Source organism: Nocardia sp. JW2 (assembly GCF_051843015.1).
Classification (GTDB): Bacteria; Actinomycetota; Actinomycetes; order Mycobacteriales; family Mycobacteriaceae; genus Nocardia; species Nocardia coubleae.
The window spans coordinates 97401-122997 of sequence record NZ_JBPXLK010000001.1 but is presented as its reverse complement, the minus strand read 5'-3'; the positions used below and the strand labels follow the sequence as shown (position 1 = coordinate 122997).

At 68.7% G+C, this 25597-nt stretch carries 24 protein-coding genes; 12 read left to right on the top strand and 12 right to left on the bottom strand.

The window, feature by feature from the left end; all coding sequences use genetic code 11:
• The first annotated feature begins 174 nt into the window (after positions 1-174).
• From ACSVDM_RS00555 to ACSVDM_RS00535, 5 genes are all read left to right on the top strand, one after another.
• The gene (locus ACSVDM_RS00555) at positions 175-1110 is read left to right on the top strand and encodes a PAC2 family protein (protein WP_067492811.1); all 936 of its coding nucleotides are present in this window, start codon (positions 175-177) and stop codon (positions 1108-1110) included.
• A 39-nt stretch (positions 1111-1149) separates the two neighbouring features.
• Complete coding sequence (locus tag ACSVDM_RS00550) at positions 1150-3648, top strand: DEAD/DEAH box helicase (protein WP_439261924.1); 2499 nt, start codon at positions 1150-1152, stop codon at positions 3646-3648.
• A 103-nt stretch (positions 3649-3751) separates the two neighbouring features.
• Positions 3752-4867 carry a type III PLP-dependent enzyme gene (locus ACSVDM_RS00545; RefSeq protein ID WP_067492807.1) on the top strand — a complete coding sequence of 372 codons (1116 nt, stop codon included), beginning with the start codon at positions 3752-3754 and terminating at the stop codon, positions 4865-4867.
• A gap of 8 nt (positions 4868-4875) precedes the next feature.
• Positions 4876-6078 carry an adenosylmethionine decarboxylase gene (speD, locus tag ACSVDM_RS00540; protein ID WP_439261922.1) on the top strand — a complete coding sequence of 401 codons (1203 nt, stop codon included), beginning with the start codon at positions 4876-4878 and terminating at the stop codon, positions 6076-6078.
• A gap of 156 nt (positions 6079-6234) precedes the next feature.
• Positions 6235-6795, top strand: coding sequence for a hypothetical protein (locus tag ACSVDM_RS00535; RefSeq protein ID WP_157104756.1), 561 nt, complete (start codon positions 6235-6237; stop codon positions 6793-6795).
• Between the two features lie 41 nt (positions 6796-6836).
• Here ACSVDM_RS00535 and ACSVDM_RS00530 read toward each other — a convergent pair whose 3' ends face one another.
• From ACSVDM_RS00530 to ACSVDM_RS00505, 6 genes are all read right to left on the bottom strand, one after another.
• Complete coding sequence (locus ACSVDM_RS00530) at positions 6837-7574, bottom strand: SDR family NAD(P)-dependent oxidoreductase (RefSeq protein WP_439261920.1); 738 nt, start codon at positions 7572-7574, stop codon at positions 6837-6839.
• Positions 7575-7658: 84 nt separating this feature from the next.
• Positions 7659-8249 carry a TetR family transcriptional regulator C-terminal domain-containing protein gene (locus ACSVDM_RS00525; RefSeq protein WP_439261918.1) on the bottom strand — a complete coding sequence of 197 codons (591 nt, stop codon included), beginning with the start codon at positions 8247-8249 and terminating at the stop codon, positions 7659-7661.
• A gap of 90 nt (positions 8250-8339) precedes the next feature.
• Positions 8340-8939: an energy-coupling factor transporter transmembrane component T family protein gene (locus ACSVDM_RS00520; RefSeq protein ID WP_439261916.1), complete on the bottom strand. Its 600-nt coding sequence runs from the start codon at positions 8937-8939 to the stop codon at positions 8340-8342.
• The gene (locus ACSVDM_RS00515; protein ID WP_439261914.1) at positions 8936-9616 is read right to left on the bottom strand and encodes an energy-coupling factor ABC transporter ATP-binding protein; all 681 of its coding nucleotides are present in this window, start codon (positions 9614-9616) and stop codon (positions 8936-8938) included. Before ACSVDM_RS00515 ends, ACSVDM_RS00520 begins: the two co-directional genes overlap by 4 nt.
• A gap of 4 nt (positions 9617-9620) precedes the next feature.
• Positions 9621-10205, bottom strand: a complete 585-nt coding sequence (locus tag ACSVDM_RS00510) for a biotin transporter BioY (RefSeq protein WP_439261912.1) — start codon at positions 10203-10205, stop codon at positions 9621-9623.
• Positions 10206-10268: 63 nt separating this feature from the next.
• Positions 10269-11177: a hydrogen peroxide-inducible genes activator gene (locus ACSVDM_RS00505; RefSeq protein ID WP_439261910.1), complete on the bottom strand. Its 909-nt coding sequence runs from the start codon at positions 11175-11177 to the stop codon at positions 10269-10271.
• A 109-nt stretch (positions 11178-11286) separates the two neighbouring features.
• Between ACSVDM_RS00505 and ACSVDM_RS00500 the strand changes: the two genes are divergently transcribed.
• From ACSVDM_RS00500 to ACSVDM_RS00490, 3 genes are all read left to right on the top strand, one after another.
• Positions 11287-11874 (top strand): peroxiredoxin, encoded by a 588-nt coding sequence (locus ACSVDM_RS00500; RefSeq protein WP_067493007.1) that lies wholly within the window; start codon positions 11287-11289, stop codon positions 11872-11874.
• 44 nt (positions 11875-11918) lie between these two features.
• A complete protein-coding gene (locus ACSVDM_RS00495; protein ID WP_181696972.1) occupies positions 11919-12458 on the top strand; it encodes a carboxymuconolactone decarboxylase family protein in 540 nt (179 codons plus the stop codon).
• A 120-nt stretch (positions 12459-12578) separates the two neighbouring features.
• Entirely contained in the window at positions 12579-13280 is a 702-nt protein-coding gene (locus tag ACSVDM_RS00490) for a PhzF family phenazine biosynthesis protein (RefSeq protein WP_439261907.1), read from the top strand.
• A gap of 13 nt (positions 13281-13293) precedes the next feature.
• Here ACSVDM_RS00490 and ACSVDM_RS00485 read toward each other — a convergent pair whose 3' ends face one another.
• Positions 13294-14037, bottom strand: coding sequence for an RskA family anti-sigma factor (locus tag ACSVDM_RS00485; RefSeq protein WP_439261905.1), 744 nt, complete (start codon positions 14035-14037; stop codon positions 13294-13296).
• Positions 14038-14217: 180 nt separating this feature from the next.
• On the opposite strand from ACSVDM_RS00485, the gene ACSVDM_RS00480 reads away from it, so the two are divergent.
• Together ACSVDM_RS00480 and ACSVDM_RS00475 are read left to right on the top strand one after the other, a co-directional pair.
• Positions 14218-14367 carry a hypothetical protein gene (locus tag ACSVDM_RS00480; protein ID WP_439261903.1) on the top strand — a complete coding sequence of 50 codons (150 nt, stop codon included), beginning with the start codon at positions 14218-14220 and terminating at the stop codon, positions 14365-14367.
• Between the two features lie 54 nt (positions 14368-14421).
• The gene (locus ACSVDM_RS00475) at positions 14422-14901 is read left to right on the top strand and encodes a hypothetical protein (protein WP_439261901.1); all 480 of its coding nucleotides are present in this window, start codon (positions 14422-14424) and stop codon (positions 14899-14901) included.
• 85 nt (positions 14902-14986) lie between these two features.
• Here ACSVDM_RS00475 and ACSVDM_RS00470 read toward each other — a convergent pair whose 3' ends face one another.
• A complete protein-coding gene (locus ACSVDM_RS00470; protein WP_439261899.1) occupies positions 14987-15565 on the bottom strand; it encodes a DUF5134 domain-containing protein in 579 nt (192 codons plus the stop codon).
• A 102-nt stretch (positions 15566-15667) separates the two neighbouring features.
• On the opposite strand from ACSVDM_RS00470, the gene ACSVDM_RS00465 reads away from it, so the two are divergent.
• Positions 15668-16165, top strand: coding sequence for a GNAT family N-acetyltransferase (locus tag ACSVDM_RS00465; RefSeq protein ID WP_439261897.1), 498 nt, complete (start codon positions 15668-15670; stop codon positions 16163-16165).
• Here the strand turns inward: ACSVDM_RS00465 and ACSVDM_RS00460 are convergent.
• The 4 genes from ACSVDM_RS00460 to ACSVDM_RS00445 form a co-directional block, all read right to left on the bottom strand.
• Entirely contained in the window at positions 16152-17963 is a 1812-nt protein-coding gene (locus tag ACSVDM_RS00460) for a vWA domain-containing protein (protein ID WP_439261895.1), read from the bottom strand. The two genes, ACSVDM_RS00465 and ACSVDM_RS00460, sit on opposite strands and share 14 nt — an antisense overlap.
• Positions 17964-17965: 2 nt before the next feature.
• Positions 17966-19024 carry an AAA family ATPase gene (locus ACSVDM_RS00455; RefSeq protein ID WP_439261893.1) on the bottom strand — a complete coding sequence of 353 codons (1059 nt, stop codon included), beginning with the start codon at positions 19022-19024 and terminating at the stop codon, positions 17966-17968.
• Between the two features lie 94 nt (positions 19025-19118).
• Positions 19119-20342, bottom strand: a complete 1224-nt coding sequence (locus ACSVDM_RS00450) for an aminotransferase family protein (RefSeq protein ID WP_439261891.1) — start codon at positions 20340-20342, stop codon at positions 19119-19121.
• Positions 20343-20352: 10 nt separating this feature from the next.
• Positions 20353-20994, bottom strand: a complete 642-nt coding sequence (locus ACSVDM_RS00445; RefSeq protein ID WP_439261889.1) for a Pr6Pr family membrane protein — start codon at positions 20992-20994, stop codon at positions 20353-20355.
• 248 nt (positions 20995-21242) lie between these two features.
• Here ACSVDM_RS00445 and hrpA point away from each other — a divergent pair, with 248 nt between their 5' ends.
• A complete protein-coding gene (hrpA, locus tag ACSVDM_RS00440; protein ID WP_439261887.1) occupies positions 21243-25595 on the top strand; it encodes an ATP-dependent RNA helicase HrpA in 4353 nt (1450 codons plus the stop codon).
• Positions 25596-25597 lie beyond the last annotated feature (2 nt).

Genomic DNA, 25597 nt, shown 5'->3' with positions numbered 1-25597 from the left:
CGGACCGAGCGGTCGCCGCGCGCCACGCCGGAGGGAATGCCGGGGCGCGTGCGGCTGTTGGAAGCAGGACGAGCCGTCCTCCGGCCGTGTGCGTGGGTCGTGCTCGCATGGGGGACAATGGACGAGCCTCCCCCGCCGCGAGCGTTGGTGGACCGCGCAGGAAGGAGAAACGCGATGGATGACCAGTCGCATATGTACGAACTGGAGTTTCCGGCACCGCAGTTGTCCGCGGACGACGGCGCCGGTCCCGTGCTGGTGCACGGGCTGGAAGGTTTCACCGACGCCGGCCACGCGGTGCGCCTGGCAACGACGCACCTGCGCGAGAGCCTGGAATCGGAACTGGTCGCGTCGTTCGACGTGGACGAGCTGCTCGACTACCGGTCGCGCCGTCCCCTGATGACGTTCAAGACCGATCATTTCGCCGATTACGCCGAGCCCGAACTGAACCTGTGGGCGTTGCGCGACACTGCGGGTACCCCGTTCCTGCTGCTGGCCGGTCTCGAACCGGATCTGCGCTGGGAGAAGTTCACCACCGCCGTGCGGCTGCTGGCCGAACAGCTCGGTGTGCGCCGCACGATCGGCCTGTCGGCGATCCCGATGGCGATCCCGCACACCCGCCCGCTCGGTGTCACCGCGCATTCCTCGGACCGGTCGCTGCTCGGAGAGCATCAGCGCTGGCCGGGTGAGCTGCAGGTGCCCGGCAGCGCGTCGTCGCTGCTCGAGTTCCGGATGGCCCAGCACGGCCACGAATCGCTCGGGTTCTCCGTGCACGTGCCGCACTACCTGGCCCAGACCGACTACCCCGAGGCCGCCCAGACCCTGCTCGAGAGCGTCGCCGACAACACCGGTCTCGAGCTGCCGCTCGCCGCACTCGGCGAGGCGGCCGCGCGGGTGCGCGAACAGGTCGCCGAGCACATCGCGGGCAACGAAGAAGTCGAGACGGTCGTCGCGGCGCTGGAACGCCAGTACGACAGCTTCGTCACGGCCCAGGAACGCCAGTCCAGCCTGCTGGCCGGCGACGGCGAGCTGCCGAGCGGCGAGGAGCTCGGCGCGGAGTTCGAGCGTTTCCTGGCCGAGCAGGGCGGCTACGACGACACCGGACGGGACTGACGCACGGTCGCACCGCACCCGACCACTAGGGTGGTCGGAGTGGATCTGACCGACCTGCTCGAAATTCCCGGTACCGACGCCGACGCGCTCTACGAGTCGTTCGCGCTGTGGGCCGCCGAGCAGGGCACCACCCTGTATCCGGCGCAAGACGAGGCGCTGATGGAGCTGGCGTCGGGGTCCAATGTCATTCTGGCGACCCCGACCGGCTCCGGTAAGTCCCTGGTCGCGGTCGGCGCGCACCTGTTCGCCATGGCCAACGGCCGGCGCAGCTACTACACCGCACCCATCAAGGCGCTGGTGAGCGAGAAGTTCTTCGCGCTGTGCGAGGTGTTCGGCGCCGAGAACGTCGGCATGGTCACCGGTGACGCGGCCGTGAACGCCGACGCGCCGATCATCTGCGCCACCGCCGAGATCCTGGCGAATCTGGCGCTGCGCGAGGGCGCCGACGCCGAGGTGGGTCAGGTAGTGATGGACGAGTTCCATTTCTACGCCGATCCGGACCGTGGCTGGGCCTGGCAGGTGCCGATCATCGAACTGCCCCGCGCCCAATTCCTCTTGATGTCGGCCACGTTGGGTGAGGTGGATTTCTTCGCCACCGACCTCGAGCAGCGCACCGGCAGGCCAACCGCCGTGGTGGCGGGCACCGAACGCCCGGTGCCGCTGACGTTCTCCTACGTGCGCACCCCCATCACCGAAACCCTCGAGGAACTGGTCACCACCCACCAGGCCCCGGTGTACGTCGTCCACTTCACCCAGGCCGCCGCCCTGGAACGCGCCCAGGCGCTGACCAGCGTGAACTTCGCCTCCCGCGCGGAGAAGGACGCCATCGCCGCCGCGATCGGCGACTTCCGGTTCGCCTCCGGTTTCGGCAAGACCCTCTCGCGGCTGATCCGCCACGGTATCGGCGTGCACCACGCGGGCATGCTGCCCAAATACCGCAGGCTGGTGGAGAAACTCGCCCAGGAGGGCCTGCTGAAGGTGGTGTGCGGCACCGACACCCTCGGCGTCGGGATCAACGTGCCGATCCGCACCGTGCTGCTGACCGGACTGACCAAATACGACGGTGTGCGCACCCGCAGGCTCAAGGCCCGCGAGTTCCATCAGATCGCCGGACGCGCCGGACGCGCCGGATTCGACACCATGGGCACCGTCGTCGTGCAGGCCCCCGAGCACGAGGTGGAGAACGCCCGCCTGATCGCCAAGGCGGGCGACGACCCGAAGAAGCAGCGAAAGGTGCAGCGCCGCAAGCCCCCCGAGGGGTTCGTGTCCTGGAGCGAGGAGACCTTCGACCGGTTGGTCGCCGCGCAACCCGAACCGATGGTGTCGCGTTTCGCGGTCACCAACTCGATGCTGCTCAATGTCATCGCCCGGCCGGGCAACTGCTTCTACGCCATGCGGCATCTGCTCGAGGACAATCACGAGCCGCGCCCGGCCCAGCGCAAACACATCCTGCGCGCCATCCGCCTCTACCGTTCGCTGCGCGATGCCGGTGTGGTGCAACAGCTCTCCGAGCCCGACGCCAAGGGCCGGATGGCCCGGCTCACCGTCGACCTGCAACGCGATTTCGCGCTCGATCAGCCGCTGTCGCCGTTCGCCCTCGCCGCGTTCGAGCTCCTCGACCGTGAAAGCCCCACCTACACACTCGATGTCGTGTCCCTGATCGAGGCGACGCTCGAGGATCCGCGCCAGCTGCTGATGGCCCAGCAGCACAAGGCGCGCGGCGCCGCCGTGGCCGAGATGAAGGCCGAGGGCATCGAATACGAGGAGCGCATGGAGCTGCTCGAGGAAGTGACGTGGCCCAAGCCGCTCGCGGAGCTGATCGAGCCCGCGTTCGAGACCTACCGGGCCGGGCACCCGTGGGTGTCGGAGTTCGCGCCGTCACCGAAGTCGGTGGTGCGCGACATGATCGAGCGTGCGATGACCTTCGCCGAACTGATCTCCTTCTACGAGCTGACGCGCTCCGAAGGTGTGGTGCTGCGCTACCTGGCCGACGCCTATCGCGCGCTGCGCCGCACCGTGCCCGACGCGGCGCGCACCGAGGAACTCGACGACCTCACCGAATGGTTAGGCGAGCTGATCCGCCAGGTCGATTCGAGCCTGCTCGACGAATGGGAACAGCTCACCAACCCCGGCGCCGAGATCGACACCGATCAGGTGGCCTTCGGGGCCGAACAGGTGCGCCCGATCTCGGCCAACGAACGCGCCTTCCGGGTCATAGTGCGCAACGCCATGTTCCGCCGGGTGGAACTGGCCTCGCGGCAGCGCTGGTACGAGCTGGATCAGCTCGGGACGGGCCCCGACTGGGCCGAGGAGTTCGCACCCTATTTCGAGGAGTACGAGTCCATCGGCACGGGCCCCGACGCACGCGGCCCGCAGCTGTTCCGGGTGGAGCAGCGGCCCGGTTTCTGGCACGTGCGCCAGGTGATCGACGACCCGGCGGGCGACCACGGGTGGGCGCTGACGGCGATCGTGGATCTCGAGGAGTCCGACGCCGCGGGCGAGGTGGTGTTCGACGAGGTCACGGTAGCGCCGGGCTGAGTCATACCCGATCGATATGACCAATATGACGAATGTTTGACGGATTCGTTGTTGGGTAGGCGCCGCTGATAGTCTCTCCCGGCCGCCGACCGAAAGTTCAACTATGCCCGAATCCCCGTACCTTGTCATCTACCCCGAGCGGGTACGTGCCAACTACCGAACCCTCGCCGCCGCCGTCTCGGCGCAGCGCGAGCAGGGCACCCGGATCAGGTACGCGGTGAAAGCGGCTCCCGTCGACGAGTTGCTGAGCCTGCTCGACGCCGAGGGCGCCGAATTCGACGTCGCCAGTGTCGGTGAGATCGATCAGTGCGTGCGCCTCGGTATCGCGGCGGACAAGCTCTGCTACGGCAATCCGATCAAGAAGGCCGCCCACATCGCCTACGCCCACGCCGCCGGTGTGCGCCGGTTCGCCTTCGACACCGAGGACGATCTCGAGCGCATCGCCGAGCACGCGCCCGGCGCGGAGGTGGAGTGCCGGTTCCTGTCCTCGGCACCGGAGTCGCGCACCCCGTTCGGCACCAAGTTCGGGTGCGCACCCGGCGAGGCCCTGCGGTTGCTCGTACGGGCGCGCGATCTGGGTCTGCGGGTCGGTGGCCCGTACTTCCATGTGGGCTCCCAGCAGCTCGATCCGGCCGCCTGGCGGATCGGTATCGAGCAGGCCGGTGAGATCGTGAAAGCCTTGGCGGACAAGGACATTCACGTCGCCGCGGTGAACATCGGCGGCGGCCTGCCCATCTCCTATGCCGAATCGGCGCCCGAACCGGGTGCGATCGCGGCCGCCGCGGCGCAGGCCGCGGCCGAATTCCTGCCCGCGTCGGTCGAGCTGATCGTGGAACCGGGGCGTGCCCTGGTCGGCAACGCGGGCACCATCCACGCCGAGGTCGTCGGCGTGCGTTTCGCGCCGGACGGGCGGCGCTGGGTGTATCTCGACATCGGCCGATACAACGGTATGGCCGAGACGGAGAACGAGTACATCGCCTACCGTTTCGTCACCGATCGCGACGGCGATCCGGTGGGCGAGGCGGTGGTCGCGGGTCCGACCTGCGACGGCGACGATGTACTGTATCAACGCACGAAGGTCCTTCTGCCGACCACGTTGCGAGCCGGTGATCAGATCCAGATTCTCGACACCGGCGCCTATACCGCGAGTTATTCGTCGGTGTCCTTCAATGGTTTTCCGCCCTTGACCGTTCATGTCTCGGGCGCTGAGCGAGAGTGAGTTTGCCCATGACGGCGGAATTCACCGGCTGGCATGTGCTGGCCGAGTTCGGTGGTGTCGACACAGACCTGTGCGACGATCTCGAACGACTCGAATCGGCGTTGCGTGAGTCTCTGATCGCGGCGGGCGTCACCATCTGCGATGTCGTTCACAAAAAGTTCGAACCGCAGGGGGTGACCGTCCTCGCGCTGTTGTCGGAGTCCCACGCCTCGATTCACACCTATCCGGAGTCCGGCGAGATCTTCGTCGACGTCTTCACCTGCGGCAGCATCGGTGCGGGCGCGACGAAGGCCGTGGAACTTCTGCGAGACAAGTTGTCTCCCAAGGAAGTTCGCATGAAGGTCGTCCAGCGCGGCCACGGCGCCGAGAAGATCTACGAACCGGTGGGCGACGGCCTGACCCGGATCTGGGATCTGCACGAGGTGATCGTCGACACCAACACCCCGTACCAGCACATGGTGATCGCGCGGACCGATCAGGGCATCTCCCTGTTCTCCGACGACGACCGCCAGTCCACCGAGTTCTCCCAGGTCACCTACCACGAGGCCATGATGGTCCCGGCGTTCGTGCTGGCCGAGAAGCTGGACCGGGTGCTCATCATCGGTTCCGGTGAGGGTGTGGCCTCGCAGATGTCGGTGGCGGCCGGGGCGACCCACGTCGACCACGTCGACATCGACCAGCGTGAGGTCGAGCTGTGCGCCCGCCACCTGCCTTACGGGTACACCCCCGAAGAGCTGGCCGCCGCCGTGCGCGGCGAGGGTGCGGTGCACGTGCACTACGCCGACGGCTGGGATTTCCTGGCCAAGGCGCAGGAAGCGGGCACCCGTTACGACGTGATCGTGATCGACCTGCCCGACGAGCGCGTCGAGGACGCCCAGCACAACCGCCTCTACGAGTCGGAGTTCCTGTCGCGATGTAAGGCACTGCTCGCGCCCGGCGGTGTGCTGTCGGCCCAGGCCGGCTGCGCGACCATGTGGCGCAACGAGACCCTCAAGCGGTCGTGGGGACGGTTCCACGAGCAGTTCGCCACCGTGGTGCCCTACGGCAGCGACGAGCACGAGTGGACCTTCCTGTTCGGCCTGAACGAGAAGATCGAGGACCCGGTGCGCGGCATGACCGATCGCCTGGCCCTGCTCCCCTACAAGGCCGAGACCATCGATGCCCGCGCCCTCGAGCGCGGTGCGATCGAGCCGTACGCCTTGCGTCGCTGAGCTGGGCCCGAGACACCGAAGGCGGTGATCCGGTTCGTCCGGGTCACCGCCTTCGTCGTTGTCCACCGCGGCGAATACCGCGATTCCGGTGCGGGTGGACGCCCGTTGTCGGCACTATGCGAAGAGCGAAGCGCCGAGGGAGAAGCGAGTCCGCCCATGACACCGACACCACTGTCCGCCCATGGTCTGATGCCGGTGGGTAGGCCCGCCGACCACCGGCCCCGACTGGACCGGTTGTCCGCGGCGGGGCTCGCGACGTTCGGCGCGCGGTTCGCCGCGGCGCCGGAGCCGACGGCCGCGGATTTCGCACGGCTCGACGGTGATGTGTCGATGCGGTCGTTTCCCGGGTCCGGCGAGCGGGTGCTCGCTCCACTGATGGCCCGGCCGTCGTACTTCTGGGTGGGCAAGTCGTTGCGGCACGTCGGTGACGGGGTTGCCGTGGGACACAATGTCTTTCGCCTGCTCGGTGGGTTACGGGCCCTGAATTTCGTGGCGACGGTCGGCGATTCCGTGCTCGATGGCCGGTCGGCGGTGCTGTTCGACTACGACGACCCGCGCGTGGGTTCGCGCAGGCCCGCCCGGCGGATCTACGACGAACTGCGCGAGATCGAACCGGATCTGTGGCTCGGCCCCAGCTACTTCTCGACTCGGTCGCGGCGAATCCCGATGGGGTGGTTCGCACTCGACGCCTCGGTGCCGTTCGCCGGTCCGGCCTGACCGTGCGCGAACCCGTTGCCCGAGAGCCGATCCCGCGAGAATCAGGCCGACCGGCCGGCCACGAAGCCGCCGTCGACCGGCAGGATATGACCGGTGACGAACTCGGCGTCGGCCAGATACAGCACCGCCGCGGTGGTGTCGGCGACCTCACCGATGCGGTCGAGCAGCGCCAGCGAGGCCGCGGCCCGCTCGTCGCCGTCGCCGAAGAGCGGCGTGCGGATGATGCCGGGAGCCACCGCGTTCACCCGGATGCCCGCGGGCGCGAGTTCGGCGGCCAGGCTGGTGGTCAGCGCGTGCACGCCACCCTTGCTGACCAGTGCGGCCGAGGCCGGTAGTCCGGTCATCGCGTGGTCGATGAGCACCGTGCCGATATTGACGATGCTGCCGCCTGCCCCTTGAGCGAGCAGTTGGCGCACAACGGCTTGCGTGGTGAGGTAGGTGCCTTTGAGGTTGCCGTCGAGATAGCGGTCGAGCTCGGCCTCGGTGACGTCGACGAACGGTGTCGCCCCGAAGACGCCCGCGCTGTTGATCAGCGTATCGACGCGGCCGAAGCGGTCCAGCGCGGTCCGCACATACGCCGCACCCGTTGCGGGCGAACCGATATCGCCGACCACGGTGGCCACCCGGTCCGGGGCGGCCAGGGCGGCGGCGACGTCGGCGAGCTTGGCCGCGTCGCGTCCGCCGAGCACGACCGCGTCCCCGCGGTCGACGAAGGCGCGGGCGACATCGCGCCCGATTCCACTGGATGCGCCGGTGACGATGACCGTCTTGGCTGTCATCTACTGATCCTTTCGATATACGACCGGTCGTCTTGAAATGGGCGACCGGAAGAAGCCTTGCGGAGATGGGGCCGACTCAGGAGGTCACGGCCGGAAATAGTCGTCGAGCAGCCGCCGCAGGCACTTGTCGAGCGGGTCGATCGTGCGGTCGATCTTCATCCGGATCACCGCACCCTCCCAGGATTCCAGCAGGAGGTCGGCGAGGTCGACGGCGTCGATATCGGTCCGGACCGTGCCCTCGGCCTGCGCCGTCCGCAATGCGTCGGCCACCCCGTCCCGCCAGGACCCCCACGCGGCCGACAGTGCCGTGCGCAGCACCTCACTGCCTTCCAGCTCGCCGCCGAGATTGCCGATGAGGCAGCCACCGGTGTACTCGGCGGCGACGAAATCGTCGATCAGGGTGGCGAAGAACCGGCGTAGACCGGAGAGGGCATCGGGCGCGCCCGCGAACGCGGTTGCCAGGTTGCGCTGTACGCACAGCGAGTGATGTTCGATCACCGCCCGGGCGAACGTTTCCTTGCTGTCGAAGTAGTTGTAGAACGATCCCTTGGGCACGCCGACCTTGTCGAGCACCTGTTTGATGCCGGTGCCGTGGTAGCCGTGGGACAGCAGATCGGCGGCGCCCTCTTCGATGAGGAGGGCTCGCGTGTCGTCGCTACGCCGTGGTCGTGCCATGCGACGAATATACGACCGGTCGTCTACTAACGCAACTCCGGCATTCGCCTCATCCGCAGGCGCTCGAATCCCGCACCGGCACAACCGATCTCAGTCGTCGACCCCGCGGGCGGCGAGGGCGTCCCCCATCGCGTCGGCAGTGCGCAAGGCACGGACCACGACCGGGGTGACGAGGGCGGTGGCGGACCAGGAGACGCCGCGGGCGCGGCGGGCTTCGGCGACGTCCTGGACGATGCTCGCCAGGAGTGGGACGCACCGGATCGCCAGGGCCAGCAGCAAACTCACTCGTTCCGGATCGACACCGACACGACGCAGCGGGGCGAGAGCGCGGGTGAGGGCGTCGAGCATGGCGGTGACGCGCGTGGTGACAGTGACCAGGGCGGCGAGGGCCACCGAGACGAGCAGGACACCGCAGACGGCGATCGCGCGGGCTGGGGTGGTGGTGAGCAGTTGGAAGACGCCGATGATCACCGTCATCCAGAGCACCGGGCGGATCTGGGCCACGGCCACTCGCCAGGAGATGCGCGCCACGGCGAACAACGAAGCGACCGTCGCCGCGGCGACCGCCACGGCGAGTGGCGTGCGGGCGAAGATCGTCATCGCGACGATGGCGAGAACCAGCAGGAGGAGTTTGAGACCCGCCGGCAGGCGGTGCACCAGCGAGTCACCGGGGCAGTACAGGCCGATCATTCGACCAGGCGCCGGTATGCGCCGACGGCGTCGCCCGGGGCACCGTCGAAGGCGACAGCACCGTTGTCCAGCACCACGACTCGATCGAACCCGTCGAGCAGGGCGAGCTGGTGGGTCACCACGATCACCTGCTGGTCGAGGGAATTCAGGGCTTGGGACACGAGGCGGGCGTTGCGCAGGTCGAGCAGCGTGGTCGGTTCGTCGGCGACGATCACTTCGGGCTCGCGGATCAGCGCGGAGCCCAGCGCCAGCAACTGCTTCTGCCCACCGGAAAGCAGGTGCGCGGGATGATCGGCGTGCCCGGCGAGCCCGAACCGGTCGAGCATGCGCCGCACCCGTTCGGAGATCTCGGCTCTGCTCAGCCCGCTGCGCCGCAATGAGAAGGCCAGATCCTCACCGACCGTCGGCATCACGATCTGGGTGTCGGGATCGGTGAAGACGAACCCGACCTTGCGCCGCACCTGGGCGCCTTTGCGGGCGGCGTCGATCCCGTCGACGGTGACGGTGCCGCTGGTCGGCTTCAACAGGCCGTTGAGCATGCGGGCCAGCGTCGATTTCCCGGAACCGTTGGCGCCGATGAACCCGACCCGGCGTTCGGTGATGGTCAGGTCGATATCGCGCAGCACCACCCGGTCACCGAACCGGTGGCCGACCGAATCGACGACGATCTCACTCATCGGCTCACGCGCGGATCAGCCCCGGATACGCCCGGTGCACACCCTTGGCGACCACCGTCGCGATGACGACCTTGGCCAGGTCGCCGGGCAGGAACGCGAAGTTGCTCGAGACCGCGGCCCACAGACCCAGTTCGGTGCGGACCAGCAGTCCCGCGGTGCCGAAGAGGTAGATGACCACGATGCCGCCGAGTGCGTTGATCAGCAGACCGAGCGCGAGCGGGTATCTCGGCAGGATTCGCGCGGTGAGCCAGCCGATCAGCAGGGTCGCCGGGATCCACCCGATCAGGTAACCCGCGGTCGGCGAGGCCAGCGCGGTCAGGCCGGTGCGTCCGCCCGAGAGCAGCGGCAGACCGATCAGGGTGAGCGCGATGAACACCGCAACCGCCGTGACCCCCTTGCGCGCGCCGAGGACGGCACCGGTCAGGATCACCCCGAGCGTCTGCAGGGTGATCGGGACGCCGCTGAAGCCGACCGTGATCGCGCCGGGCAATCCGAGGGCGGCGATCAGCGCGGCGAACACCGCGATCTGCGCCAGGTCGCGGGCGGCGAAGCGGCCGGTGCGCGTGGGGGCGTTCTGAGGGTCGGGCACTGTTCGGACTTCCTTTGCACAAGCAATTGAACGACGTTCAAAATAGCAGCCGAGCTGGGCGGCTCAGAAGGGCCGCTTCGAGCGGATCACCGCCGCCAGGTACTCGTAGTCGTCGGCCCGGGCCGAGGACGCGCGGTAGGCCAGGCCGATCGTGCGGCCCGGCGCGGGATCGGCGAACCGTGCGGTCTCGAGGGTGCCGCGCGCGGTTTCGGCCGCTACCGCCATCTCCGGGATGAGCGTCACCCCGAGCCCGCCCGCCACGCACTGCACCACGGTGGTCAGCGAGGCGGCCCGGGTGTCACCGACCGAACCCGGATGCACCTCGGCGGTTCGGCACAGTTCGAGTGTCTGATCGCGAAGGCAGTGCCCCTCGTCGAGCAACAACAGGGGCAGGTCGGCGAGCACCGGTGCGGCCAGATCGGTGCGCCCGGCCAGCTCGTGCCCGCGCGGCGTCACGAGCACGAATTCCTCGGAGTAGAGCGGGATTTCGACCAGGCCGGGCGCCTCACTCGGCAAGGCGAGCACCGCCACGTCGAGCACACCGGTGCGCAGGCCGTCGAGCAGGCGGGCGGTCTGGTCCTCCACGACCTGGGGCACCAGGTTGGGCAGTTTGCGGCGCAGCTCGGGCAGCAGACCCGGCAGCACATACGGGGCGACGGTCGGGATGATGCCCAACCGCAGCACGCCACCGAGGCTGTCGCCGGTCGCCGAGGCGACGAAACGGTCGGCCGCCTCGAGCGTGGCCATCGCCTGCGGCAGCAGCCGCATCCCGGCGGCGGTGACCAGCACCCGGCGCGTGCTGCGCTCGATCAGCTGCAGGCCGAGGCCGTTTTCCAGTGATGCCAGTGCCTGCGATAACGTGGGTTGGCTCACAGCCAAACGCGCTGCGGCAGTGCCGAAATGCCGGTATTCGGCGACGGCGACGAACGCACGCAGCTGCGAGAGGGTTGGCTGATAAGTCTGATCAGTCACGCCTATCAGTGTAGAACGAGCGATCGGCTTTACCTTTCAGTAGGCTTTGGGCAAGATCTTTGCGGGCTCACACGACGAGCACGACCACACCATCAACGAGGAGATGAGCATGGCTCTGCTGACCATTGGCGACCAGTTCCCGGCGTACAACCTCAAGGCCGTCATCGGAGGTGACCTGTCGAAGGTCGACGCGCAGCAGCCCGACGATTACTTCACCCAGATCACCAGCGACGACCACGCGGGCAAGTGGCGGGTCGTGTTCTTCTGGCCCAAGGACTTCACCTTCGTCTGCCCCACCGAGATCGCGGCGTTCGGCAAGCTGAACGACGAGTTCGCCGACCGCGACACCCAGGTCCTCGGCGCCTCGGTGGACAACGAGTTCGTGCACTTCCAGTGGCGTGCGCAGCACGAGGATCTCAAGACCCTCCCCTTCCCGATGCTGTCGGACCTCAAGCGTGAACTGGCCACCGCCACCGGCGTGCTCAACGCCGACGGTGTCGCCGACCGCGCCACCTTCATCGTCGACCCGAACAACGAGATCCAGTTCGTCTCGGTGACCGCCGGTTCCGTCGGCCGCAACGTCGACGAGGTGCTGCGCGTGCTCGACGCGCTGCAGTCCGACGAGCTGTGCGCCTGCAACTGGAAGAAGGGCGACCCGACCATCAACGCGGGCGAGTTGCTCTCCGCCAGCGTCTGATCCACCCTTCTCCACCCGATCCCCCTGACAGGAGCGCCTTTTCCATGAGCATCGAGAACCTGAAGAACTCTCTTCCCGAGTACGCCAAGGACCTCAAGCTCAACTTGTCCTCGATCTCGCGCACCACCGTGCTGAACGAACAGCAGCTGTGGGGCACTCTGCTCGCCTCCGCGGCCGCCACCCGTTCGGCCACCACGCTGCGCGAGATCGCCGAGGAAGCCGCCGACGTGCTGTCCGCCGAAGCCTACGAGGCCGCGCTGGGTGCCGCGTCGATCATGGGCATGAACAATGTGTTCTACCGGGGCAAGGCGTTCCTGGACGGCAAGTACGACGATCTGCGCGCGGGTCTGCGGATGAACATCATCGGCAACCCGGGCGTGGAGAAGGCCGATTTCGAACTGTGGTCGTTCGCGGTCTCCTCCATCAACGGCTGCGCGCACTGCCTCGATTCGCACGAGAAGACGCTGCGTGAGGCCGGTGTCTCGCGTGAGGTGATCTTCGAGTCGCTGCGTGCGGCGGCGATCGTGGCCGGTGTCGGCCAGGCCGTCGCCGCCACCGAGGCGCTGGCCGCGGCCGCCGTCTGATCCGCTCGTCGAACGGCCCCGATCCGCGTGCCGGATCGGGGTCGTTCGCGTTCGCGCGCGTGACGCGGCGCGAGAACCGCCCGGACGGCGGTGTTGATCTTGCGCGGTAGGCTCGCGAGCATGAACGCACACGATGTGCCGGAAGCCCCTGACATCCAGGTCGAGGTCGTCCGCGTGTTCACCGATCCGACGGGCAGGCTCGGCAATGCGCTCGGCATCGCTCGCGCGGGCGACGTCGTCGCGCTCGACAAACAGGAACTCGCCGCGCGGTTGGGATTCAGCGAGACCACGGTGGTCGGGGAACCTGTCGACGGTGTCGCCGACGTCCGGATCTACACCCCGGCCGTCGAACTGCCCTTCGCCGGGCACCCCACCGTGGGCACCGGATGGTGGATGGCCGCGCGCGGCACCCCCGTGCACACACTGAACGTGCCGGCGGGCCCGGTTCGGGTGACGGAGACCGACGGGCTCACCTGGATCACCGCCCGCGCCGAATGGGCACCGGATTTCACCTTCCACCAGGCCGGTTCACTCGACGAACTGGCCATGCTCCGCCCCTCCGACTACACCGAGGGCCAGCACTACGTGTGGACGTGGACCGACGAATCGCGCGGTGCCGTTCGCTCCCGGATGTTCGCACCCGCCATGGGCATCGCCGAGGACGAGGCGACCGGCGCGGCCGCCGTCGCCCTCACCGCCAAGCTGCGGCGCGGGCTGGTCATCACCCAGGGGCAGGGGTCCCAGCTCTACACCGAGTGGGATTCCGACGGCTGGGTGCGCCTGGGCGGACGGGTCGTCGAAGACCACGTGGTGGTGCTCTGATTCCGGTTCGCCGCTAACTCCCGAAGCGGGGCAACCACGGCGGCCTGCCGGTCCGGGCACCGCGTCTGCCCGGGCTGTCGATCGCGGCCAGGATGCGCTGTTCCAGATTGCGGGGCGGGGGCTGCCGATCGTCGGCGGCCAGTTGGGCAAGCAGCTCGTGCACTCCGCCGACTCTGGCGTCGAACTGGGCGAGGCCGGTAGTGGTCGTGGTGGCCAGCTTGTTCTCGATGTGGTGATGCTCGAGTTCGGCGACGGCGTCGAGGGCGTAGGCGTCGGCGAGGGCGAGGACCGAACCGGGCGGGGTCCAGGGGCGACGCGCGGCGACCCGGACGAGACGCTGGTGGGCGAGGCGTTCGATGCCCTCGGCCAGCAGGCGGGTGACCGCCGGGACGCGCATGCCCAGTTCCCGGGCGATCGAACGGTAGGTGCGGCCACCGTAGTAGGCGAGGACGAAGACTTCGCAGCGGCTGTCGAGCGGGTCGAAACCGAGCCGGGCCGAGGCGGCCAGCCAGGGGATGTCGATGCGGTCGTTGCGGTCCAGGCGCAGGCGCTGGATGGCGAGGCGGTGGACCTGGGCCAGGAGTCTGGTGTGCAGGGTCGGCGTGTACCGGGTGCCGGTCGCGTCGGGTGTGTCGAAGTGGGATGGGTCGGCGAGGGGGTCGGTGACATCGAAGTGCGCACCGTCCGGGTGACCGGCGAAATCGAGACGCCCGGCGAGTGGACCCGCACCGTCCATCGAATCCACGCCGTCGAACATGATCGCGTCACCCGACCGACCTGAGTCGTCCCGTCCGCCCGCGTGGTCCCCGCGACCCGTGTGTGCCGTTCGGCCCGCTCGGCTGTGGGGGTCCATCTCACTGTCTCGGCGTGCGAAACCGAGCCGTGGGTCGTGCAGCGCCGCGTAGTCGAGGCGACCGGAGTCATCGAGGCGACCCCTGTGGTCGTATCCCTCCGAGTGGTCGCCTGCGTGGCCGCGTCGGCCCGCTCGATCCAGTCGGCCTTCGTCGTCGAGCCGCCCCACCCGCTCGTGCGGCCCCTCGAATCTCGGCTCATGGCCGAGGCCGCCGATGTCCCCGAGTTGACCTGAACAACCGTCGCGGCCCTCGTGGTCACGTCGGCCCGAACGAGGTGTCCCATCCGAGTGCCCGAGAAGATCCGAACGGTCGAACCCGTTCGAATTGCCGAATCCGCCCGAATGGTCCAAGCCTCCCGCATGATCTCGTCCGGACGAGTGATCCCACCGGCCGGCATCGTCGCGGTGGTCAGCGTGACCCGGGCGGTCCTCGTGGTCGAAGCCGCCGGCGCGGTCGGGATGGCCCCCGAGGTCGGTGCGTGGTTCGTTCGCGACGAATGCCGAACGGCCCCACGGTGTGGCGCGGTCATGGCGCGCAGCACCGGCCGGGGCATGACCGTTGCCCTCGGTGATCCACGGACTCGCGGCGATGCGCTGGAACCCTTCGCGGACAACCTCTTCCGCCGATCCCCGTCTGCGCAGGATCCGCAGGGCGAGTCCGTAGGCGGCGGGGCCCGCGTCGCGGTAGAGCGCACGCACCACCTCTCGGTCGGCGGCGGCCGGCCGGATTTCCGGTGGGGGCGTACCGAATCCCCGACGCCCGGGTGACATGCCTGAAACGCGTTGTCCACTCATAGTCGAATTCCTGTCCGCACAAAGGCGATTCGCAGCCCGGACGGTTGTGGATCGGTATTCACCCGCCGACAGCGGCGATCACCATGAATGCCGTCCCGATATCCATCACCACATGAGGTACCAAGGCCGAGGTCAGGGGGTGTGTGCCTGCCGGATGGGCGAAGCGGTGCCAGCGCGGCCGGTGACCGACGGTGCCGAGCGCGACGAGCGCGTCGAGCACGAACAGCGCCGCCAGCACCAGCGCGGGCCCCGGCGGGATCCCGGTGTGACCGGATCCGTGCCCGGCCATGGCGTAGAGCATCACCGCCGCCGCCACCGTGTGATATCCCAGCGCGAGCACCCCGTCGGCCGTCGGCACCGCCCCGTTGCGCCACTGCACCACCCGCTCGGCGAGCAGCAGCACGAAGGCCACCGTGAGCGCGGTCAGCAAACCGCGCATCGCGTGCGGGTCGGTGGCGGCCGGGAACACCAACATGGCCAGCATCACCAGGCACATCAGCAGGTGCGCACCGTCGGCCGCCGCGTCCGCCCGGACCGCGCGCCTGCTCAACCGCACGACAACGATCCCGGCCGCCAGTACGAACGCCGACACCACGGCCCACCGCAAAACCGCATAGTCCTCCACGAATTCGGCCACGCCCCACCACCTTCGGCTCGCCCCTCGTCCTCATAGTCGCATCGCCCACCCCGGCCGTGTGCCGTTTTCCCGCGTCATTTCCGCCCCGGGCACAATGGACCGATGCACGACACCACCCGGGCGGAGCAGCTCACCCTCGCCGTCGACGACCTCACCGGCGAGCAGATCACCACCCTGCTCACCGAGCACCACACCGAAATGGCGGGCAACTCTCCCGCGTGCAGCATGCACGCCCTCGACCTGACCGGGTTGCGCGATCCGGCGGTCACCGTGTGGAGCGCGTGGTCGGGGCCGGTGCTTGTCGGCTGCGGTGCCCTGAAGGAACTGGATCCCGAGCACGGCGAGATCAAGTCCATGCGGACCGCTGCCGGATTCACCGGTCGCGGTGTCGCCGCCGCGGTGCTCGCCCACCTGATCGAGGAGGCCGAGCGGCGCGGATACCGGCGCCTGAGCTTGGAAACCGGGACGAGCGAGTTCTTCGCCGCGGCCCGGCGCCTGTATCTGCGGCACGGCTTCGTCGAATGCGAGCCGTTCGCCGACTACACCCTCGACCCGTACAGCCAGTTCTTCACCCTCGACCTGGCCGTCACCGGATCCTGAACACCGGGCCTTTCGGGGTGAAGGGCAGGGACGCGCCCGCGGGGATCAGGAAGGCGTGTTCGCCGCGGATGCGTAACGGGTCGCAGTCGCCGTCGGTGATGACGAGAATCGGGCCGTCGACCGGGAAGTCCTCGGCACGTTCGAGGAGCCGGACGGCAGGTTGCAGCACCGTGCCACCCCGGCCGCGCACGCGCATTCCGGCGGCGATGTCCTCCACCGCGACGTACCCCGCGTCGTAGGGTGCCGCGTCGCAGTAGACGACACGGGCGCGTGGCACGTCCCTGGCCAGCGCGTACGAGGCGATGGCGCCGAGACCCTTGCCGAGCAGGGTGACGTTCATCGACAGCGAGGTATCGAGCACCACACCGAAGGTCGGCAGGCGCACGTTCTCCTCGGGCCGCACCCACGCCGGGCGCGGGATGTCGGGGGTGGCCGCCTGTCTGCGAGAGGCGCGGGCGTAGCTGCGGCGTTTGTCGGCGGTGGGTATGTGCTCGTCGAACCATTGGGCCAGCCGCGCGTCCCATGGCAGCGGTGGCTGATCGAGGGCGCGAATCGCCTGCTCCAACGCGGCTGGAACATGTCCGCGACCGCTGTTCGTGTGATAAGCCAGTCCGGTGACCAGCGCGTTGCGGTAGTACTCGTCGAGGTCGACGTAGCGGCCCGCGCTGCCGGGATGCGGCAGGGGTTCGCCGAGCACGTCGCCGCGTCCGCGACCGCGCAGGGTGGCGAGCTTGCGTAACCGGCGCAGATCGCCGGCGATGCGGTCGTAGATCTCCTCGGCTGAACACCCTTTCAGTTCCGGGTCGTAGAGCAGTCCTTCGGGCATCTGCCCGACATTCATCTCCACCAGCCAGCCGTTGACGACGTAATCGCAGGCGACATTGAACAGGTAGTGGTCGCGCCAGTCCGCCCGTTCGCCGTGGCGCAGGGCCGCGTGCAGCATCTCGTGCGCGAGCACGAACCGCCATTCCTCCTCACTCAGCCCGGCATAGGGATTCACATAGATCTCGGCGGCGTCGGCGTTCACCGCGGCGATCGAGATATCCGCGGCCCGAACGACTTCCACATCGGCGACCACGGTCATTCCGGCGGCGAGCGCACCGAGCAACGGGAACGACGAGACGAACCAGCCGAGGGCCGCGTCCCACTGTGTACGCGGCCGCTTGCCGTCGGGTGTGTGGTCGCCACCGGCCGTGGCCAGGGCGGCACGGGCGGCGTCGGACACCCCCGCCGCGAACCGGGCAGGCGCGTCGACACGGGCCGCCGTCTCGGCGTCGGTGAGCAGGAAGTCGGGAGGTCCGGTGCGCGCGAACGCGTCCGGCACCGCGGTGTCGTGCCAGCGCACCGCGGCGGCGTGCTCGTCGGCCAAGGCGGGCGGCACGGGATCGGGCGGGGTGCCGATCTTCATCGTCGCCAGATAGGTGTCGACGGCGGCGCAGCACGCGGCGCGGTACACCGGATGCGGTGCGCGCACCCGCGAGGAGAACCACGCGTCGTCGCTGGGCAGCTCGATGATGTTGGTGGGCAGGGTATTACGCGGATCGAGGTGCCCGAATCCGGCGTGCAGCAGGCAATGCGCGAAGGTCCACGCCCATTCCTGCGCCGTGGCACGCCGATTCGGGTGGTACTCGAGACGGCCGCCCGCCAGCCGTGCCCACATCTCGTGTGGTGCGCGCTTGTCCAACTGGTAGAGCTGACCGGCCAGCGGGCGCAACGCCGGGTGGGCGCGCACGATCGCCCACCCGTCCTGAACAGCCTGGTACCACGGGTCGATCCGGCGAGTCTTTCGCGCACCCATGCTCAGCGCCGCGCGGCCAGTCGCGGCAGGTCACGCGACACCTCGATGAGGAACCACGACGGCAGCACCGGCACGCCCTCGGCATCGGCGGCGATCACCAACTGGGCGCATTCCACCGAGATCTCGGCCAGCTCCACCAGCAGCGACTTGGCGCGCAACACGAACCGGCGCACCGCGGCGGAGGTGTGCTCGCGGTCGCCGGGCAGATCCTTCACGAGGCGGGCCCGCATCGTCTCGGCCAGGAAGTACAGCAGGTCGCGGTCGGCTGGATCGCGCGGCCAGGCGGCATCGCCCTTGAAGACGGCGTCGAGGTCGAAGGCGTGGCGCACGGTCTTGACGAAGGCGCGGAAGCCGGAGGCGTGGCCGAGCGTGAGAGTGCCGGTGGCCAGCACATTCAGCGTGGTGTCGTCGATGTCGTCGCCGCAGGAGTACAGCGCGTCGGAGAGCATGTGCCACCCACGCGGGGTGGAGAAGGGCGCCTCGGTTTTGGGCGGTGCCGACCACAGGTGGTCGGGGCGCTGGGTGAGGTAGCGGATCACCCACGGATGGATGTCGTTGACGGCAGCCCATTTCAGCCAGTCGTCCACGTCGGCGCGCAGATGCAGGTGCACCATGCGGTTGACCAGCGCCGAGGCCATCGGGCGGGCCAGCGCGTTGTCGGTGGCCCGGTTGCCCGCCCCGATCACCACCGACCCCTCGGGCAGTTCGTAGGTGCCGATGCGCCGATCCAGGATCAGGGAGTAGAACGACTTCTGCACCTCGGGTGAGGCGGCGTTGAGTTCGTCGAGGAACAGGCAGTAGGGCTGGGCGCGGGCGATCAGTTCCGGCGGCGCGAACCGGCTGCGGCCGTCCACGATCTGGGGCACCCCGATGAGATCCTCGGGTGCGAGCTGGGTGCCGAGCAGGGTCACACAGTCGAGGCCGAGTGAGTCGGCGAAGGTGCGCACCAGCGAGCTCTTCCCGATTCCCGGTGCGCCCCAGAGGAATACGGGCCGTACCACGGCGACATGCAGCAGTAGCTCCGGTAGCTGGTCCGGTGTCACCGTGACGGATGCCTGCAACGTGGTTCCCTCCCCTGTCTGCGTCGGAGCAGGAGAGTATCGGGCGGATCGCCCGGCCCGCCAGCGAGTTTCGCCGACGGGCCGGTGCGGCGCATCAGCCCAGGGCGCGCGAAAAACCTTCGGCGAGTTCGGCCACCTGGGCGTCTGTCATCACGAAGGACGGGGAGATCTGCATGGCACCCGCTCCGGCAGCACGACCCGAGATCCCTTGGACACGAAGGGCTTTCACCAATCCTGGGCCTTCGGAGGGGTCGGCCAGCTGGACGGCCGCCACCGCACCGAGACCGCTGCGGACCTCCGCCACGCGCGGGTGATCGGCCAACGGGGCCAGGGCGGTGTGCAGAGTGGTCTCGAGCCGGGCCGCTTCCTCGAGCAGACCCTCACGTTCGACGATGGCGAGGTTGGCCAGCGCCGCCGCGGCCGCACCGGCGTGCCCGCCGTAGGTGTACCCGTGCCGGAACCACACACCGCCTGCGTAGAACGGCTCGGCCAGGTGCGGGGCGATGAACACCGCACCCATCGGCAGATAGCCGGAGGTGAGGCCCTTGGCGGTGGTCATCAGATCGGGTTCCAGGTCGAAGCGGGTGGAGGCGAACCAGGAGCCGCCGATCCGCCCGAAGCCGGTGACCACCTCGTCGGCAACGAACAGGATGTCGTGGTCGCGGCAGATCTGGCGCACCTCGGCCAGGTATCCCTCGGGCGGCAGGTACACCCCACCGGCACCGATGATCGGCTCGCAGAAGAACGCCGCGATCCGTTCCGCGCCGACGTCCTCGATCAGCGCGAGCAACGCCTTGGCGTCGTTCCATTCGACGGTGCGGGTGTCCTCGACCAGGACGCCGTAGCCCTCCTTGTTCGGAGTCAGACCGCCGAGCGAGGTGGAGGCATAGTGCATGCCGTGGTAGGCCAGGCGTCGCCCGACCAGGATCTTCTTGTCGCCGCGGCCCTGTTCGTGCCAGTAGCGCCGCGCCAGCTTCGCGGCAGTCTCCACCGAGTCCGAACCACCGGAGGTGAAGAAGATCTTGCTACCGGGCACGGGCGCGATGGCCGCCAGCTTCTCGGCGAGCTCCTGGGTGGCGGGCTCGGTGAGGTCACCGAAGTTCGAGTAGTGGGCGATGGTGCGCAACTGATCGGCGACCGCGTCGGCGATCTCCCCGCGACCGTGTCCCACATTGGCGAACCACAGACCCGCGGTGGCGTCGAGGTACCGGTTGCCCTCGGTGTCGTAGACGTAGGCACCGTCGCCTCGAGCGACAACGAACGCACCGTCACGAGTGACGGCACCCATATCGGCGAATCCATGCCAGAGCGCATTCATGGCTCCACACTTACACCGGCTCGCCCTCGCGCGCTCGTCGGGCCCTCCACCACGCGGGCATGTCACCCAGCGACGCCATGGCAACCGCGAGCACCGCGAACACGATGCTCAACACGATCAGGCCGAGCGTCATCGACAGGTAGCCCTGGTGGCGCGGGTCGATGAACGGGTACGGGTACCAGTCGACGATCGGGCCGCGGATCAGCGTGTAGGCACCGTAGAGCAGCGGGAAGATCAGCCACTTCCCCACCAGCTCCGGTGTCGCCGCCGGCCGACGCGCCATGGCCACCAGCAGCCAGTCCGCGACGAGGACGAGCGGCAGGTACCGGTGCATGATGTCGTTGATCCACTTGTCGGTGAGCATCACGTCGATATTGGCCAGCAGCACCGCGTACACCACCATCGTGATGAGCATGTACAGCGTCACCGCGCCGCGCACCACCTGCCAGCCGGGTCCCTGCGGCGCGAGCAGGCCACCGACGAGCAGCACGATCACGGCCAGGATGTTGGACTCGATGGTGAAGTAACTGAAGTAGTTCGCGATCGAGAATGTCGGCGAGTCCAGGTTGCGCAGGGGAATCCACAGCAGGGCGACGAGACCGAGCACTCCGAAACCGATCCGGTATGCCCTGATCCACCACGCCGTGCGCACCGAGCCCCTCAGCTGAATCTTTTGGCGGCTGGCGCCGCGGGTCTCGGCGCTGAACCCCACCTCTTCCCTCCCTCCGGGCACTCCTTCGTCGCACCCTCCGGTCAGTCCAGAGGCGGGGACGCGCCGAGACCGGTGCTTGGTCATGCCCGCATCTTCGCATGAGATGTCGGTGATCCGGGTGTAGCACGCCGACGACGACGGGCGCGCCGGGAAAACCGGTGGCGTGCTTCGCTAGGCTGGTAGACGCAATGACCAGGACAGCTAGCACCGGAACCCGCGCGCTGCGCACCCGCCTGGCGGAGGTCTCGCTGCGCGACGAACATCGGCTCCGGCGCAAACTGGACCGGGCGCGCCCCGACGACCTGCCCGCGCTGGACGCCGAGATCGCCACCGCCGAGACCCGCGTGGCGAATCGCCGCGCGGCGGTTCCGTCGATCACCTACCCCGAACAGCTGCCGGTCTCGGCGCGCCGCGACGACATCGCCGCCGCCGTCGCCGCCAACCAGGTCGTCATCGTCGCCGGTGAGACCGGCTCGGGCAAGACCACCCAGATCCCCAAGATCTGCCTGGAACTCGGTCGCGGCATCCGCGGCACCATCGGGCACACCCAGCCACGCAGGCTGGCCGCGCGCACGGTCGCCGAACGCATCGCCGAGGAGCTGGGCACCGAACTCGGCGACGTGGTCGGGTACACGGTCCGCTTCACCGATCAGGCCTCGGATCGCACGCTCGTCAAGCTCATGACCGACGGCATCCTGCTCGCCGAGATCCAGCGCGACCGGTTGCTGCGCCGCTACGACACGATCATCATCGACGAGGCGCACGAACGCAGCCTCAATATCGACTTCCTGCTCGGCTACCTGAAACAGCTGCTGCCGAAGCGGCCCGATCTCAAGGTGATCATCACCTCGGCGACCATCGATCCCGAACTGTTCGCCCGCCACTTCGCCGCCGACGACGGCACCCCGGCCCCCATCGTCGAGGTGTCGGGCCGGTCCTATCCGGTCGAACTCCGTTATCGCCCCCTGTCTTTGGAGCTGCCGGGCACCGACGACGAGGACGACACCCGCGTAGTCGACCGCGACCCGACCGATGCCATCGGCGACGCGGTCACCGAACTGTTCGCCGAGGGCGACGGTGACGTGCTGGTGTTCCTGTCCGGCGAACGCGAGATCCGCGACACCGCCGATTCGCTGCGCGACCTCAAACTGCCGCGGACCGAGATCGTCCCCCTCTACGCGCGTCTGTCGGCGGCCGAACAGCACAAGGTGTTCGCCCCGCACACGGGTCGCCGGGTGGTGCTCGCCACGAACGTGGCCGAGACGTCGCTGACCGTGCCGGGCATCCGGTACGTCATCGACCCGGGTACGGCACGCATCTCGCGCTATTCGATGCGGACCAAGGTGCAGCGGCTGCCGATCGAACCGGTGTCGCAGGCTTCGGCGCGGCAGCGTTCGGGTCGATGTGGTCGTGTCGCCGACGGCATCTGCATCCGCCTGTACTCCGAGGACGATTTCGAGTCGCGGCCCGCGTTCACCGAACCGGAGATCCTGCGCACCAATCTGGCGGCGGTCATCCTGCAGATGACCGCGCTCGGCCTCGGCGATATCGAGAGCTTCCCGTTCGTGGAGGCCCCCGACCGGCGCGCCATCCGTGACGGCATCGCGCTGCTCGAGGAACTCGGCGCACTCGCCCACGGCAGCTCCAAAGCTGTCGGCAGCGAAGAAGAATCGGGTGGGCATCTCACGCTGACCCCGGTCGGCCGGGAGATGGCACAGTTGCCGGTCGACCCGCGCATGGCCCGCATGCTGGTGGAGGCCAACCGCAACGGCTGTCTCGACGAGGTGCTCGTGATCGTCGCGGCACTGTCGATCCAAGACGTGCGGGAACGGCCCGTGGAGCATCAGCAGGCGGCCGACACCCAGCATGCCCGCTTCACCGTCGACGGTTCGGACTTCCTGGCCTACCTGCGCCTGTGGGACTACCTGACCGAGCAGCGCAAGTCGTTGTCGTCCAACCAGTTCCGCCGCATGTGCCGCGACGAGTTCCTGCACTACCTGCGGATCCGCGAATGGCAGGACCTGCACGGCCAGCTGCGCACCATCACCCGTGGTCTCGGGTGGGACAGCACGGGCCACCTGCCGTCGGGAGACGGTGCGGAGGTGCCGGACGGTGGACGACGTCGCGGGCGGGGCAGACCCCAACGCGCCCAGGTGGATTCGACGGCTGCCGGTAGCGCTTTGACGACTTCCCTCGGAGCCGGGACAGCCGAGAACAGCGCCTCGGACGCCGCAGCCTCGCCGGCCGGATCACGTCCCCGAACAACGGGTTCCGCGCGAACCGAATCCGGCGTCCGAGGCACGGGCGCCGCCACAGCTGGGGGCAACCGCAGCGGAGCGGGTTCCGGTAGCGACGAGCCGGGGCGGGGCGGCCGCAAGTCACGTGGCCGTGGGGCCGGGCAGCCACCAGCCGATGGTCGTCGCTCCGGCGCGAAAGATGCTGCGGGGTCCACTGATTCGGCGATCGGTGAGGCCGAGGCGGCGATGCCGTGGCCGAGCGCGCAGATCCATCAGTCCTTGCTGGCGGGCATGCTCTCGCATCTCGGTGTGCGGGAAGCGGAGTCGCGGGAGTTCCTCGGGGCACGCAATGCCAAGTTCATGATCTTCCCCGGCTCGTCGCTGGCCAAGAAGCCGCCGCGCTGGGTGATGGCGGCCGAACTGGTGGAGACCTCGCGGCTGTGGGGGCGCATCGCGGCGCGGATCGAACCGGAGTGGGCCGAGCGGCTCGCCGGTGACCTCGTGAAACGCACCTATTCGGAACCGCATTGGTCGGCCAAGCGTGGCGCGGCTCGCGCCTACGAGCGGGCCACGCTCTACGGTGTGCCGCTGGTGACCGGCCGCCCCGTCGACTACGGGCGCATCGATCCGGAACTGTCGCGTGAACTGTTCATCCGCCATGCCCTCGTGCAGGGTGAATGGCAGACGCGGCACGGGTTCTTCGCCCGCAACCGAGCGCTCGTCGACGATGTCGCCGACCTCGAGCACCGGGCGCGCCGACGCGACATCCTCGTCGACGACGAGGTGCTGTTCGAGTTCTACGACCAGCGCATCCCCGCCGACATCGTGTCGGTGCGTCACTTCGACTCCTGGTGGCGCAAGGCCGAACGCAACGACCCAGGGCTGCTGGACTTCTCGACCGACACCGTGGTCAACGCCGGTGCCGCCGCCCTCGACCCCACCGATTTCCCCGATGCCTGGCGTCAGGGGGAACTCTCCTTCCCGCTGACCTATCAATTCGAGCCGGGCAAGGACGACGACGGTGTCACCGTCCGCATCCCCGTCGAGCAGCTCGCGCACGTGCGCGCGGTGGGCTTCGATTGGCTGGTTCCCGGCATGCGGGAGGAACTCGCGTCCGCCTATATCAAGACGCTGCCGAAGGCGTTGCGCCGCGCGGTGGTTCCCGCGCCCGACTTCGCCTCAGCGGCCCTGCGTGGGCTCACACCGCGCGCGGAACCGCTGCGGATCGGGTTGGCGCGGGAGCTGTCGCGGCTCGGGTCGGTGACCATCAGCGCCGACGACCTGTCGCCCGCGGCCCTGCCGGACCACCTGCGAATGACCTTCGCCGCCGTCGATCAGAGCGGGCAGGTGCTCGCCAAGAGCAAGAACCTAGCACAGCTGAAAACCCAGCTGGCCGAACAGGTTTCGGCGTCCGTCGCGCGTGCCACCGCCGGTGCCGAACGCGCGCCCGCCACCGTGTGGACCTCCGAGTCGCTCGGTGCCGTCGCGCCGACGGTGCGACGTGAGGTGGCCGGGCAGACCGTCACCGGCTACCCCGCCCTGGTCCCCGAGGGTGAAGGCGTCGCCGTGCGCGTGCTGAGTTCACCCGCCGAACAGGCCGCCGCCATGCGCGCGGGGGTGCGTACCCTGCTGCTCGCCGCCGTCCCGACATCCACCCGTGCCGTCACCGCCGGGCTGTCGGCCGCCGACCGGCTGGCTTTGAGCCAGAACCCCGACGGGTCCCTGGACAAGCTCGTGGAGGACTGCCGGGTCGCCGCGGCCGACGAACTCATCGCGCGCGCCGGTGGTCCGGTGCGTACACCGGAGGAATTCGACAAGCTCGTCGCCGCCGTTCGCCCGAAGCTGGCGGGCGCGGTCAGCGAACTGATCCGCCTCGTCGCGCCGGTGCTGTCGGCCGCGCACCAGGCTCGCGCCGCTCTGGCCGACACCGCCGAGACCGACATCGCCGACGACGTCCGCCACCAACTCGACGACCTGCTGTTCCCCGGCTTCGTCGCCGAATGGGGACGCACCCGCCTGCGCGAACTGCCCCGCTACCTGCTTGCCGCTGCCCAGCGTCTGGAATCGCTGCCCGGTTCGGCGGTGCGCGACCGCCAGGGAATGGTGGAGGTCGACCGGATGCTCGCCGCCTACGACAAACTCGTCCGCAGCCTTCCCGACAACCGCCGCAACGCCCGCGATGTCACCGAGATCTGGTGGATGATCGAGGAATTGCGCGTCAGCTTGTTCGCCCAGAAGTTGGGGACCCCGTACCCGGTGTCGACCAAACGCATCGAAAAGGCGATCGCCTCCATCCGGCGTTGACG